This window comes from Bradyrhizobium sp. LeoA1Lang, from assembly GCF_055413685.1.
The window spans coordinates 1-12,917 of record NZ_JBVAPG010000200.1; the positions used below are offsets into that span (position 1 = coordinate 1).

15 protein-coding genes, 2 pseudogenes and 1 riboswitch are annotated in these 12,917 nt (G+C 64.6%); of the genes and pseudogenes, 2 read left to right on the forward strand and 15 right to left on the reverse strand.

Annotation, left to right across the window (positions count from 1 at the left end; all coding sequences use genetic code 11):
* Window positions 1-331: 331 nt before the first annotated feature.
* A pseudogene (locus ACZYOF_RS38010) lies at window positions 332-664 on the forward strand (PepSY domain-containing protein); the annotation flags it as partial.
* 129 nt (window positions 665-793) lie between these two features.
* Here the strand turns inward: ACZYOF_RS38010 and cobF are convergent.
* The 7 genes from cobF to cbiE form a co-directional block, all read right to left on the reverse strand.
* Window positions 794-1,543, reverse strand: a complete 750-nt coding sequence (cobF, locus tag ACZYOF_RS38015) for a precorrin-6A synthase (deacetylating) (protein ID WP_028162322.1) — start codon at window positions 1,541-1,543, stop codon at window positions 794-796.
* Between the two features lie 45 nt (window positions 1,544-1,588).
* Window positions 1,589-2,266, reverse strand: coding sequence for an energy-coupling factor ABC transporter permease (locus ACZYOF_RS38020; RefSeq protein ID WP_028162321.1), 678 nt, complete (start codon window positions 2,264-2,266; stop codon window positions 1,589-1,591).
* Window positions 2,267-2,468: 202 nt separating this feature from the next.
* Window positions 2,469-3,197: a uroporphyrinogen-III C-methyltransferase gene (cobA, locus tag ACZYOF_RS38025; protein WP_028162320.1), complete on the reverse strand. Its 729-nt coding sequence runs from the start codon at window positions 3,195-3,197 to the stop codon at window positions 2,469-2,471.
* The gene (locus tag ACZYOF_RS38030; RefSeq protein ID WP_028162319.1) at window positions 3,194-4,504 is read right to left on the reverse strand and encodes a cobyrinate a,c-diamide synthase; all 1,311 of its coding nucleotides are present in this window, start codon (window positions 4,502-4,504) and stop codon (window positions 3,194-3,196) included. The genes cobA and ACZYOF_RS38030 overlap by 4 nt, the downstream gene beginning before the upstream one ends.
* Entirely contained in the window at window positions 4,504-5,286 is a 783-nt protein-coding gene (gene cobM / locus ACZYOF_RS38035; RefSeq protein ID WP_028162318.1) for a precorrin-4 C(11)-methyltransferase, read from the reverse strand. Before cobM ends, ACZYOF_RS38030 begins: the two co-directional genes overlap by 1 nt.
* Entirely contained in the window at window positions 5,283-5,651 is a 369-nt protein-coding gene (locus tag ACZYOF_RS38040; RefSeq protein WP_028162317.1) for a cobalamin biosynthesis protein, read from the reverse strand. The genes cobM and ACZYOF_RS38040 overlap by 4 nt, the downstream gene beginning before the upstream one ends.
* Window positions 5,648-6,829, reverse strand: coding sequence for a precorrin-6y C5,15-methyltransferase (decarboxylating) subunit CbiE (cbiE, locus tag ACZYOF_RS38045; protein WP_463718970.1), 1,182 nt, complete (start codon window positions 6,827-6,829; stop codon window positions 5,648-5,650). Before cbiE ends, ACZYOF_RS38040 begins: the two co-directional genes overlap by 4 nt.
* Between cbiE and ACZYOF_RS38050 the strand changes: the two genes are divergently transcribed.
* Window positions 6,828-7,574, forward strand: coding sequence for a cobalt-precorrin-6A reductase (locus ACZYOF_RS38050; protein WP_028162315.1), 747 nt, complete (start codon window positions 6,828-6,830; stop codon window positions 7,572-7,574). The genes cbiE and ACZYOF_RS38050 overlap by 2 nt on opposite strands.
* Here ACZYOF_RS38050 and cobJ read toward each other — a convergent pair.
* The 8 genes and pseudogenes from cobJ to ACZYOF_RS38090 form a co-directional block, all read right to left on the reverse strand.
* Window positions 7,550-8,284, reverse strand: coding sequence for a precorrin-3B C(17)-methyltransferase (cobJ, locus tag ACZYOF_RS38055; protein WP_028162314.1), 735 nt, complete (start codon window positions 8,282-8,284; stop codon window positions 7,550-7,552). The two genes, ACZYOF_RS38050 and cobJ, sit on opposite strands and share 25 nt — an antisense overlap.
* Complete coding sequence (locus tag ACZYOF_RS38060; RefSeq protein ID WP_028162313.1) at window positions 8,281-9,012, reverse strand: precorrin-2 C(20)-methyltransferase; 732 nt, start codon at window positions 9,010-9,012, stop codon at window positions 8,281-8,283. Before ACZYOF_RS38060 ends, cobJ begins: the two co-directional genes overlap by 4 nt.
* 2 nt (window positions 9,013-9,014) lie before the next feature.
* Window positions 9,015-9,644 carry a precorrin-8X methylmutase gene (locus tag ACZYOF_RS38065; protein WP_463718971.1) on the reverse strand — a complete coding sequence of 210 codons (630 nt, stop codon included), beginning with the start codon at window positions 9,642-9,644 and terminating at the stop codon, window positions 9,015-9,017.
* Window positions 9,644-10,807: a precorrin-3B synthase gene (gene cobG, locus ACZYOF_RS38070; RefSeq protein ID WP_463718972.1), complete on the reverse strand. Its 1,164-nt coding sequence runs from the start codon at window positions 10,805-10,807 to the stop codon at window positions 9,644-9,646. Before cobG ends, ACZYOF_RS38065 begins: the two co-directional genes overlap by 1 nt.
* 97 nt (window positions 10,808-10,904) lie before the next feature.
* Window positions 10,905-11,276 (reverse strand): DUF1636 family protein, encoded by a 372-nt coding sequence (locus ACZYOF_RS38075; protein ID WP_130229647.1) that lies wholly within the window; start codon window positions 11,274-11,276, stop codon window positions 10,905-10,907.
* Between the two features lie 94 nt (window positions 11,277-11,370).
* A riboswitch (cobalamin riboswitch) is annotated at window positions 11,371-11,587 on the reverse strand.
* Between the two features lie 117 nt (window positions 11,588-11,704).
* On the reverse strand, window positions 11,705-11,905 hold the full coding sequence (locus ACZYOF_RS38080; protein WP_080663589.1) for a hypothetical protein: 201 nt from the start codon (window positions 11,903-11,905) through the stop codon (window positions 11,705-11,707).
* A gap of 52 nt (window positions 11,906-11,957) precedes the next feature.
* Window positions 11,958-12,253 (reverse strand): annotated as a pseudogene (locus ACZYOF_RS38085) (CobD/CbiB family cobalamin biosynthesis protein); the annotation flags it as partial.
* Between the two features lie 21 nt (window positions 12,254-12,274).
* Window positions 12,275-12,457 carry a hypothetical protein gene (locus tag ACZYOF_RS38090; protein WP_028162308.1) on the reverse strand — a complete coding sequence of 61 codons (183 nt, stop codon included), beginning with the start codon at window positions 12,455-12,457 and terminating at the stop codon, window positions 12,275-12,277.
* Between the last annotated feature and the right edge of the window lie 460 nt (window positions 12,458-12,917).

The following is a 12,917-nucleotide window of genomic DNA, read 5'->3' on the forward strand; positions in this document are numbered from 1 at the left end:
GTCACCGGCGAGCGACAACACGCCTCAAGCACCTTGCGATCTTTCCGCGAAAGGTGGACTTCTCTTGCTTCGGGGATCATCCATATCTTGAATCACGACTCACGATCCAAGAAAAGTGGGTACTAGGCACGCCATATACGCTCTAGAGGTTAAATGTCAATATACGCTTCAGAGGTTAAAAATGGATATACCTTTCAGCGTATACACCATATAAATACGCTTTAGCGTATAGCCGCCCTCCTACCCTGCGGGCGGCTTTCAGGCTCTCGCTCCTCATTCCCCATGAGCTTGCGGTAACGACGAATGGTGTCCTGCAAGTGCGCGTTCACCGGCTTCGGATCGAGAAGCGCACCCACAAACGTGGTTCGATGCTTATTGGTATTCGCATCACAATGAGCGCCCTCTGCCGGTGCTGCGCGTGGGCTTCGAGGACGCGGCTCAGAGCTGGTTCTACATTGATCCGCGCAATGGCGACATTCTCGGCCGCGTCGACAATAGCCGCCGGACGTATCGCTGGCTATTCAATGCCATGCACAGTCTAGATTTTCCGCTGCTGCTGCGCCATCGCCCGGCATGGGACACCGTGATGGTGCTCCTGTCGCTCATTGGAATCGTCGTGTCGACGAGCGGTATCGTGATAGGTTGGCGGCGACTGCGATCCTAGCGGACAGTTTTAGAGCAACCGCGACGGCCGCCTCGCGATGGACGGCAGAGATTCCGGGGCACTTCTGATAGACCCATTGAGGGAGCATGTTGCCGTACCTCTGTTCCGTTCGCGCGACGAATGGCCGCTTCACGATCTACGTTTGAGAATGTAGCTGTCCATGATCCACCCGTGCCGTGCGCGCGCCTCCTGCCGCGCGGCAGTGATGCGCGGACCCATCTCGGATAGCTCGCCCGACATAATGATCTGATCCGGCGTACCGAGATAGGCGCCCCACCAGATGTGCAGGCCGTGCGCGTCGAGCGACTGAAACGCCGTGCCACCGTCGAGCATCACGACCACGGTATCGGTGCCGGGCGGCCAGCCGCCTTCGCGCAACCGCCGTCCCGTCGTGACCAGAAAAGGCTCGCCGACATCGTTCAACGGCAGCGCGTGGGCCGCGCACAATGCCTGGATCGACGTTATGCCGGGGATCACTTCGATCATAGGTGTGGGATCGAGCCGTCGCGCGATGCGCAGGGACGAGTCATAGAGCGAAGGATCGCCCCAGATCAGCAGCGCAATCCGCCCCTCGCGTCCCAAATGGCCGGTGATCGTCTGCGACCAGGTTGCGGCGACCGCGTCGTGCCATTCGTCCACGCGCTTGCGGTAATCCGTTTCGTCTGCGTCACGAACCGGCAGGTCGAATTCCGCGATGCGTGCCGCTGCATTGGTAAGTACGTCTTTGCAAATGGCCCGCCGCAATTCGGCGAGCTCGGACTTCGCCATTCCCTTGCGCGGAATGAGAATGAGATCGGCTGCGTTGATGGCACGGATTGCCGCGAGCGTGAGTTGCTCGGGATCGCCGCAACCGATGCCTATCAAGGAGATCGTGAGCATTGCTTGAGCGAAGAGCGGCCATGGCGGCCGCCGTTCGCATTGTCTCTAGGCAGCGTTGTGCAGGCGGCGGGTGACGAACCCCTCCGCGGTCACGGCACGCAGCGATTTGGCGAGCGCCAACACGGCGAGATCGGCCAACGGCTCGATCAATACGACTAGCGCATAGGACGCCGCGAAGGTCGCGATGTTGGCGAGATTGGCGGCGCCAAAGCCCGCACCATAGAGCGCCCAGAAGGCGACCCACGCCACGATGCCCGACTGGTATGCAGTCGAGAGCGCGAGGGCCTGGCGATATTGCAAGTCCACATAGGCCGTGTTGCGTGGAACGATGCGCTGGCCGAGCGCCTGGATCGCAAATAGTGGCACCAACAGCGTCGTGACGTTCATGCCGTATTGCGGCAGATCGGTCGGCACGAAGAATAGTCCCTGCAACAGTAGACCGAGCGCAAGTCCCAAGGCAGCTGGCGCCGCGCCGAACAATAAGAACAACGTCGAGCCGAGGATGAAGTGCACCTCGGAGACCCCGACCGAGAAATGCGGCAGGATCTCGAAGAACGTGAGCACAAGCGCTGTCGTGGCCATTATCCGCACAGCCAACGATCCGATGCCCTGCTCGCGCACGGTCTCGACCGCGAGCTTGAGCGCGACAGCGCCCGCGGCGATGCCCGTCGCATAACTCAACACGAGCTTGGCGCCCGTTACGATTCCCGGTTCGATATGCATGATCTCAAGTCCTTCCTGCCGTCACACCCGACGGCCCTGGGTCCACGGGCGGCCGGGGCTTCCGGGCGCGCGCAATGGGTCCGCCCTACCCCATTCCCGATTATGTTCCGGCGCTTTGCGCCGCTTCGAGCACCATGCCCTCTTGTGTGCTCTTTTCGAACAGCAGGCGTCAAGGGGCGAGCGAGGGCGGACGCCGACATCATCAGGCAGAATCTCCTGCAAGCGCGCCGAACAGAATGACGGCGGCTTTGGTCACGGCTTCGGCTTGCGCAAGACGTTCGGCGAGCTCTGCGATGGTGGTGCGGACAAGCCGCTCATCGGAGTGGCCTAAGGATTCCGCAAGCAGCGCCGGGGTATCAGGCGCAAGACCATGCGCGATCAGCTTTGCCGCCAGAGCGGGGAATGTCCGCCGGCCCATATAGACCACGGTGGTTGCTTCCGAATCGGCGAGGGCCGCCCAATTGAGATTTTGCGGCAATTCGCCGGTGACATCGGCTGCGGTCACGAACTGGACCCGGCGCGACGTGTGGCGTCGCGTCAACGGAACGCCGGCCTGCGCGGCGGCAGCGCAGGCCGCGGTCACGCCGGGAATGATCTCATAGCCGATATCAGCCGCGCGCAGCGTCTCGATCTCCTCTTCGAGACGGCCGAAGACGCCGGCATCGCCGGATTTCAGGCGCACCACGCGCGCGCCGGTCGAGGCATAGTCGACCAGGAGCCGGTTGACATGCTGCTGCTTGGTCGAGGGACGGCCGGCGCGTTTTCCAACCGCGACGAGATTGGCGCCGGGACGGACACGGTCGAGGATCGCGCCTGACGCGAGATCGTCATAGAGTACGACGTCGGCCTCGCGAAGCCGCGCGGCCCCTTTCAACGTCAGGAGCTCGGGATCGCCGGGACCGGCGGAGATGAAAGAGACGAAGCCCCTCACCGGTCCTCCGCAATCAGGTGAAAGAATGTGCCGGTCGCGTGACCGCGCCGCGAGCCGGTCTCGGCGACGATCGCCCCGGTCGCGTCGCGGACGACTGCGAGCGGCGTATCTGGCTGTGCGACGATCGTGGAATAGTGAAACTCATGGCCACGCAAGCGCGCGCCGGCTTGATGTCCAGGGATCGGCGCCGCGAGCTCGGCGAGACGATAGCCGAGGTGCATGCGACGTTTGGCAAAGCTCGTCTCCAGACCGAGCAAGCCGACCATCTCGTGGCGCGCGCCTTCGGCATCCGCCAAAGCCGCACCCAGCACCATATAGCCCCCACATTCGCCGTGCACGGGGCGCGTCGCCGCAAAGGCGCGGAGAGCGGTGCGAAATCGTGCGTTGGCCGTGAGGCGGCCGGCGTGCAGTTCGGGATAGCCGCCGGGCAGCCAGCACACATCGGCGCTTTCATCGGGGCCTTCATCGGCGAGCGGCGAGAAGGTCGTGATCTCGGCGCCCGCGGAGCGCCAGGCCTCCAACATATGCGGATAGACAAAGGAGAACGCCGCATCGCGAGCGAGCGTAATGCGTTGACCGGGCGGATCGACGCCGAGCCCGCGCGCGGACGGTTGCGGCGACCAGCTGGACGCCGCTTGCAGCACGGCGTCGAGATCGACATGCGCGCTGACGAAGCGCGCGGCCTCACCGATCAGGCCACTGATCTGAGCCTGCTCCTCCGCCTGCACCAGGCCGAGATGCCGTTTCGGCAAGCTGATTTCGGCGTGGCGAGGCAAGGCCCCGAGCACGGGTATGCCGGCATTGGCGAAGGCACTGCGCACGAGCTCCTCGTGGCGCGGACTCGCGACGCGATTCAACACGACACAGGCAAGGCGCACACCCGCGCGAAAATCGCGCAGACCCGCGGCCACGGCCGCGGCCGTCTGGGCCTGTCCGCACGGATCGATCACGAGCAGCACTGGCCAACCGATCATCTCGGCAATGTCGGCGGTGGCGCCGGTGCCGGAGACGCCGCGTGCGGCCGCGCCGTCAAACAAGCCCATCGAACCCTCGGTTAGAACGAGGTCGGCATCCGCACCACGGCCAACGAGGTGCTCGATCGCCGCGCGATCCATCGCCCAACTGTCCACGTTGACGGACGGGCATCCGGCGGCGGCGGCATGAAACGCCGGGTCGATATAATCGGGCCCGCTCTTGAAGCACTGCACCTTCAATCCGCGGTCGCGATAGGCGCGCGCGAGCGCCAGCGTCAGCGTCGTCTTGCCGACGCCGGAGGCCGGCGCCGAGATGACGAGGCCCGCCCCCATCACGACGCCTCCGGAAAGCGCGGTACCGGCCCGATCGGCCGGTAGCGGCGATCATAGTCGGCGGCGTAGAGACGACTCTCGGCAAACTCCTCCGAACCCAAGGTCTTGCCCACCAGGATGAGTGCGGTCCGCTCGAGCTCAGCACCAAGAGCGGCTTCAACTGTGGCGAGCGTGGCGCGGACGATGCGCTGGTCTGGCCAGCTCGCGCGCCAGACGATCGCCACCGGGCAGTCCGCGCCGTAATGCGGCGCGAGTTCGGCGACGACCTTATCGAGTAAATGGATCGACAGATGAATGGCGAGCACCGCGCCGGTTGCGGCGAACGCGGCGAGGTTCTCGCCCTCCGGCATCGCGCTGGCCCGGCCCGGCGTACGCGTCAGCACCACCGATTGGGCCAACCCCGGCAATGTCAGCTCAGCTTGCAGCGCTGCCGCGGCCGCGGAAAAGGCGGGAACACCCGGCGTCACGGAATAGGAAATACCGAGCGCGCGCAGGCGGCGCAATTGTTCGCCCATCGCCGACCAGATCGAGAGATCACCCGAGTGCAGCCGTGCCACATCCTTGCCGTCGGCATGCGCACCTGCGATTTCTGCGATGATCTCGTCGAGCGACAGTGGCGCGGTGTTAACGATTCGCGCGCCTTGCGGGCAATGCGCCAGCACGCCCGCCGGCACCAGCGAGCCGGCATAGAGACAGATCGGACAAGAGGCGATGAGATCGCGGCCACGCAAGGTCAAGAGATCCGCGGCGCCCGGCCCTGCACCGATGAAATGCACCGTCATTCGCCGTCTCCCTCCGCAATGGCAGCGGTTGCCGTCCGGTCCTGCGAGATCGACCGCCTCGAAATTAGCCGCGCGCGACGGCCGGCCGCGGCGAGCGCGGCAGCCTCGGCGACCGATCCCGTGCCAAACTTGTCCCTGATGAGTTTTGACTGAGTCGGCGTTGCGATGCCTGTCAGAACTTCAGCTGGAATCGCCTTGATCGGCACGCCGCATTCTCGCGCGAGCAACTTCAGGGCACCCGCTTCCGCCTTGTCGCTAACGGTTGCCACCGCCGCGATTCCGGCGGGTCCGCCGGCCGCCACGAGCGCTTCGCGGAGCGCGTCGAGCGTGGCGTCGCGCTGGAATCCCAAGCCCGCGACCTTCATCTGACCACGCTCCATTGCACGACCGGCCGTGTCGCCTCCCAGGAGCGGTAATGGCCGAGTCGTCCTGCATGCGCGAGCTCGATCCGCATCAACCCGCCGCCGTGGCGATGGTGCAGTTCCACGAGAAACGCTTCCGTCTCGAGCGTTATGGCGTGCGCGACCAGCCGCGTACCCGGGACAACGCGCGACCAGACGGCATCGAACATCGCGCTGTCGAGACCTCCGCCGAGGAACACAGCATCCGGCGTTTCAAGTGCAGCGAGAGCGTCGGGAGCAGTCCCGCCAATGACGGTGACCCGGTGCGACAGCCCGAAACTCGCTGCATTGCGGCGGATGTTCGCGGCGCGGTCATCGCGCGCCTCGACGGCCACCGCGATCCCGCCGCACAGCGCCCATTCGATCGAGATCGAGCCAGAGCCTGCGCCGATATCCCACAACCGTTCGCCCAGTCGCGGCGCCAGCGCCGAAAGAGCGAGCGCACGCACCGGCCGCTTCGTCATCTGGCCATCATGCGCGAAGAGATCGTCCGGCAGCCCCGAACTGCGGGTGATGCCTTGTGCTCCGCTGGCCTTCAGCGCAACCGCGACCGGGCCATCGGCCAAATCACCGGCATAGCTGTCTGCGCGATGCTGCATGATCTTCTCACGTGGGCCGCCCAGCGCGGCGAGGGTCCAGAACGACGATGCGTCCCACCCCTGCTCTGTCAACCATCTCGCAAGGTCACCAGCCGCCCTGGCATCGCGCACCAGGCAAATGATCTGTGCGCCGCGCGCGAGATGCGGCACGAGCCGTTCGAACGGCGCGGCGTGCAGTCCGAGACAGATGACGGACTCAAGACGCCAGCCGAGCCGCGCTGCGGCGAGCGAGAATGTCGAAGGCGCGGAATGCGCGATCCACTCGCCTGCCTCGAGCTTCTCCGCAAGACTGCCGCCGACGCCATGCCAGAACGGGTCGCCCGAGGCGAGCACCGCCGTCGGGCGGCCGCGGCAGCTCAGCACAGCGTCGGCATCGAACGGCACTGGCCAGGGCTGGGTGCGTTCGGTTATGCCTGCGAGCGCAAGATGGCGCTCGCCACCAAAGACGGTTTCGGCTTCAAAAAGCGCCTTTCGGCTTGCCTCGGAGAGGCCGGCAAGGCCATCCTCGCCGATACCGATGATGGTCAGCCAGGGATCAGCCATGACGCGCGCCCTCATTCTGGGCGGAACGACTGAGGCCAATTTGCTCGCTGCAGCAATTGCGCGGGCGGGCCTCGAAGCGATCTATTCCTATGGCGGACGCACCCGCAACCCCGCCGACCAGCCACTGCCCACCCGCGTCGGTGGATTCGGCGGCGCGAACGGACTTGCCGACTATATTCGCCGCGAAGCCATTACGCATGTCGTTGATGCAACCCATCCGTTTGCGGCCGAAATGAGCCGCAACGCGGCTGCCGCGTGCGCGGCAAGCGGAACGCCTCTGATCGCGATCGAGCGTGTGCCTTGGGCCAAGGCGACTGACGATAACTGGATCGAGGTTGCGGATGTCGCGTCCGCCGTCGCCGCCTTGCCGGAAAATCGGGCGCGCGTCTTTCTTGCCATCGGCCGGCAACACATCGCGCCGTTCGGCGCGAAGCCGCAGCATGCCTACACCTTGCGATTCGTCGACCCGCCCGAGGGCGCACTGCCATTCGATGCCGACGTCATCGTGTCGCGCGGGCCATTCACTCTTCAAAGTGAGCTGGAGATGATGCGCACGCGCGGCATCGAATGGATTGTCGCCCGCAATTCCGGGGGCGAAGGCGCGCGCGCAAAAATCGACGCTGCGCGTGCGCTCGGCCTTCCCGTGATCATGATCTCGCGGCCGCCTCTGCCTGAGCGGACGCGGATGGAAAGCGTGGCCGAGGTGATGCAATGGCTCGGTCATCGGGCGTGCCTCGGCGCATAGACCCAGCGGCCAACGCGTCGCGTCGCCGAATTGCCGATGATCACGAGCGTACGCATGTCGGCCATCTCGGGCAACGCCTCGCTCAATTTGATCATTTCAATCCGCTCATCGGGTGTGCTGACCGCGCGCGCGAATATCACGAGACGGTCGCCGCACCCGGCCTCCTTCAACACTGAGAGCGCGCGTCCAAATCCCTCCAGCCGGCTCGCCGAGCGCGGATTGTACATCGCGATGGCAAAATCAGCTTCGGCCGCAAGCCGCAGCCGTTTCTCGATCACCGCCCACGATTTCAGATTGTCGGAGAGATTAATGGCACAGAAATCGTGTCCGAGCGGCGCGCCGGCGCGCGCGGCCGCCGCCAGCATTGCGGTCACGCCAGGGAGCACCCGGATCGGAAGCCCCTGGTATTGCGGCGTCTCTTCGAGTGCTTCGAACACGGCAGAAGCCATCGCAAAGATGCCGGAATCGCCAGAGGATACCAGCACCACGTTGCGTCCCTCTGATGCCAGCCGCAATGCGTGGGCTGCGCGTTGCAACTCCATGCGATTGTCCGACGGATGGAACGTGAGCCCTTCGCGCGGCGCTACGCGCGCGACATAGGGCGCATAGCCCAGAATGTCGGTCGCGGTAGCTAGCGCGGCCGTCACCTCCGGCGTGACCAGCGCCTCATCGCCCGGCCCAAGTCCCGCGATCGTCAGCGATCCCGTCATGCGATGTTGTCCGCGCGCCATCCCGTTCCATGCACGAGCACGATTGCAAAATAGGGGCAATCGGTTTCCTCGACATCGACCAGCCGCGCGACACGCTCGCCCGGCATGGTGCCGCGCTCGACCAGCCAGGCATCATTGAGACGACCGGCGGAGGCGAGCGCACGGCGCACCTTTTGGAGGTTGCGCCCGGTCTTCATGACGACGAGCGCGTCCGAATTGCGCATCCGCCGTTCGAGTTCATCCTCCGCCATTGTGCCCATCAAGACGGTCGTCACGTCATCGCCCAACGCAATCGGCTGACCGACCACATTCCAGCAGCCGGCCATGCCCGGAATGCCCGCGATCACCTCGATCTCGACGCGGCCTCGCAGGCCCGCGTGCAAATGCATGAAGGAGCCATAGAAGTAGGGATCGCCTTCGCAGAGCACGACGACATCGACCGCGAGCGCAAGCCGCGCCAGACGCTCCGCCCATTCTTCATAGAAGCCGGCGAGCACGCGAAGGTAATCCGGACTGTCGAAGGAGAGCTCGGTGGTGACCGGATATTCCATCGGATATTCGGAGACATTGGCGGCCAGCATGCCTTCGACAATGCGGCGGGCCTGACCGGGACGCCCTTTCTTGCGGAAATAGGCGACGTGCCTGGCTGCGCGCACCTCGCGGTCCGCGCGCACGCTCATCAAGTCCGGATTGCCTGGCCCGAGGCCGCAGCAAATGATGCGCCCCATCGCTATTCGCTCCGGCTCGCGAGCGCGTTCACGGCGGCGACGGTGATCGCCGAGCCGCCGAGGCGTCCTTCAATTGTCAGGGCGGGCGCCGGCGGATCGGCCATCAGCGCGGCCTTGGATTCAGCCGCGCCGACGAAGCCGACCGGACAGCCAATGATTGCAGCCGGCCTCGGGCAATCGCGATCCTCCAGCATGTTGAGGAGGTGAAACAGCGCGGTGGGCGCGTTGCCGATCGCGACAAGGGCGCCATCGAGGTGCGGTCGCCACAGTTCCAGTGCCGCGGCCGAACGGGTATCGCGCATGGATTGTGCCAGTACGTGAACGGCGGGGTCGCCGAGCGTGCAGACGATGGCATTGACCGCCGGCAACCGCGCGCGTGTAATCCCCTCGGACACCATACGCGTGTCGCAAAGTACGGGCGCGCCGGCCTGCAGCGCATCCCGCGCCGCCGCCACCATGCCGGGCGTGAAACGGATATGGGCCTCGAGCCCTACCATGCCGGCGGCATGGATCATGCGCACGACCACCTGTTCTTCATCGGGCGTGAAGCGCGTCAAGTCCGCCTCGGCGCGGATGGTGGCAAAGGACTGTCGATAGATCGCTGCACCGTCGGCTTCATAAATGTGCGGCATCAGCGTCCTCCCGCCAGCATGGAGGGATTTTCGATGATGACGCCGTGGCTCAAGCCACGCATAACTGGCGCGGCGCGCGGCGAGCCGTCGCGGATGAGATCGAATCCGGCGCTGGTCGCAACCAGCGTGATCGCGGTCGCCCCGGAATGCGCGCAGCCCTTGGCGCAGCCCGAAACGTGGAGGCGCGCGTCCGCGGCGATGTGCGGCGCAAGCGCGGCAGCCAGCGTGCGGGTATCGGCAAGAGCCTCGCGGCAGCGCGGCGCGCCGCTGCAAGCGATGACGCGAAGCGCTGGCTCATCGGCCTCGGTGATGAGGTCCGCACCGCGCGGCATCGTGCGTGCTCCCTCAGCAAGAATCATCCGCCACGGTGTCATACGCAACCCTTGCGCATCTGCGGCAATAAGCCGAAGTGCCGAATGGGGCAGTTGCCCGAATGCGACGCCGACCATCGCACCCAGCGGACAAAGACCGGGACGAGGCACAGCGATCGTCGGTGCGGGCTCGGTCCTACCGAGCAGTGCATCCGGCAATCTCGCGCCGGCCATGATGTGGGCGGCCATGCGCCCTCGCCTGCCGCTGGTGCCGCCTGAGGTAATGAACCATTCGGCAAGCGCGACTGCAACGCTCACAGCGTCGCCGCGCGTAACGGAGCGACCAAACTCAGCGCCATCGGCGCGCACCAAAAGGCCGCCCGCGCGGCCACGCTCGATCCGAATGTCCGCGGATGCGCCAGCAAGCACCCGTTCCTTGCCGTCATCGACAGCGAAGCCAAATTTGGTCGGAAGAGCTAGCCAACTGCCGGCAAGGGCCTGCTCCAGTTCGGCTGCGAGCGAACGCGTGTCATCGCCTATGCCCCAGAACGGTGTCACCAGGATGTTGCGATGCGACTCGGCCTCCGGATCATGGTCAAGCAGCTTCAATTGGGCGAGACCGTCGAGCAGAGACAAGTGTCCCTGATCACTCACGCCTCTGATCTGGAAGTTGGCCCGGCTGGTCAAGTCGATCAAGCCGTTGCCGTAACACTCTGCCAGATCAGCCAGCCCTGCCGCCTGTGCCGCATCGAGCCTTCCGCCATAGGGGCGCACGCGGACCACGAGCCCGTCGCCTGACTGCATCGGCCGCAACGCGCCAGGGCACCAGCCCTTGATAGCGACCGTACTCATGACGCCTCGCGCGGCGCAGCCGCGATCGAATTTCGGCGCGTCTTCCAGAGTGATGCCAAGCCAGTGACGACCGTGACAGGGACTTTTGCGAGCGTGTTCATTCCGCGGCTTCTGGCAGGGCGGCGATAGGTGGAATGCGAGCGAGCGATTGTTTGCGGAAGATCTCCGGCCGGCTGCGCCATGGCACGATGCCATCGGGTGCCGCCGCGTAAGCTGACGCGCCGGCAATCACGTCGTGCGCGTTGCCATCGGACAAGCGACCGTAGACATAGGACCACCGTCCCGGCGCGCTGAGCGCGACCGAGCAGCCCTGGTTACAGGCGGACAGGCATTCGACGGGAACGACGACGCCGTCAGGCACGCCCGCGTCGAGAATAGCGGCATGCAGGCGCGCACCGGGCGTAATCTCGCCTTCCCCGAGCGTCTGGCCCGGGCGGCATGTGATGCAAACGTGAAGAGTGACGATCATCGCCCCTTCCTGAATTGACGGCGGGAAGCGATGAGGTGCACGAACCGTCCTTGAGGAGGCTTCGCTTTCCCCGTCGCGGAACACCCCGTCCGCCGGTCTCAACGTTGCGCTGGCAGGTCTCCCGGCTTGCGGAGCAGGGTCTTTCCCTTCGATCCCCGCCTTCCCGATCCCCAGCTGATCAGTGGCTTCGGGCATCTCTCCGGTCACGGTCGCGGGGGCGGCTGCTTTTCAGGCCAAGCCGTTTGGCTCGAGCCCTATCGCATTCCCTCTTCGCCTGTCGCAGAACAGGCACCAACGCGGGCCAACCATTTGCTCTGGGCCGCAACTTGTCAAGCCAAAGGGACCACGCCGGATGATGTCCGAACCAGGTGCCGCCGAGGACGGGGACATCGTCGCGCCCGAGGGCTCCACCGACGCCCGCCACGCCATCAAAATGGCGAAAAAGGAGATGGTCCGCGAAAGATCAGGGCGACCAAGGGCGGCGAAGAGGGACTGATCGGGCGCAGGTGATAAGCCAGGGCTAGCTCGGTAAAGCTTTCGTCGATCACTAGACGGCCGACACGCGGCAGGATCGAAAGAAGTTCACTCTGATCATGATGCTTTCCGTCGGGATCGTTCGGGTTGACCACGATCGCGAGCTCAGCCCTCGCGAGCGCCTCGAGTTCCCGCCGCGATGGTCTCGTGATACGCTCGCGGACCGCTGAGCCGCTCGCCGAGCGCTCCAGCTATGGCGGCTTCGAGCCAGCCGGCATTAATCGAGCGGCGCCGGTTCGCATCGCGCATCATGCATGACCACCCTGCGAAGACCGGGGCGCGCAGCACGAAGAGAACAGCGGTCAGGCGAGCTGGAATGAAGTTTGCCACATCATCGATGCGCGCGCCGCAGCCCAACCAAGAGCTTCGTGTCGCGGCGTATGATGGCCGATCATAGAGTCCAGTGCGTTGATCGCCTTGTAGCCGGCAATGCCAGGTACCCCACCCCGACCAAGCCGGGATTTCTACTTCAGCAAATATGCGCCTGCGAATTGTTCGGCCATCACCGCACGTTCTTCTTCAGTTTGACCCAAATGCGACATCGACCCGTGATGGTCCTTCGCATCCAGCGTATGATGGTCATTTCGATTTAGCACCTCCTCCATCCCTGCCGGATCAGGCTGCGTTGTCTCGTCGAGGATCGGCATGGGCATTTCGGTGGCAGGGCCTGGCGCGGCGAACGCTAAACTAGTCACAACCGATAGCGGAATGCCGAGTTGCACTCGGGGGAAGCTCCCTTCGAGGGCGTGATCGCGGCCTCGTGGGAGGGCCGCAACAGGTCACCTCCGCGGCCGAAGTCTCTCCGCGAAATCATGAAGCAAAAGGAAAGCAATGAGCGCGATTGACCACTGGTGAGTCGTGCGACATACGGATCTTTCTTTACAGGCGTCTCTGGTTGCTCAAATATCTTCTGCGGTGGGTCAGATATCCCCCTCCACATCTGTCACAGATAGGGAGGCTCTTCTATGATCCTATTCAGGGTGAGCGTCATCCGGCGACCACGCACTGAGGGCTGATCTGGTCGGCTAGGAAGATCTCGTGGATTGTTTCGTCACGAGGTCACCATGTCAAAAGATAGTTGTAAGGATGGCGATAAGGATAGGCATG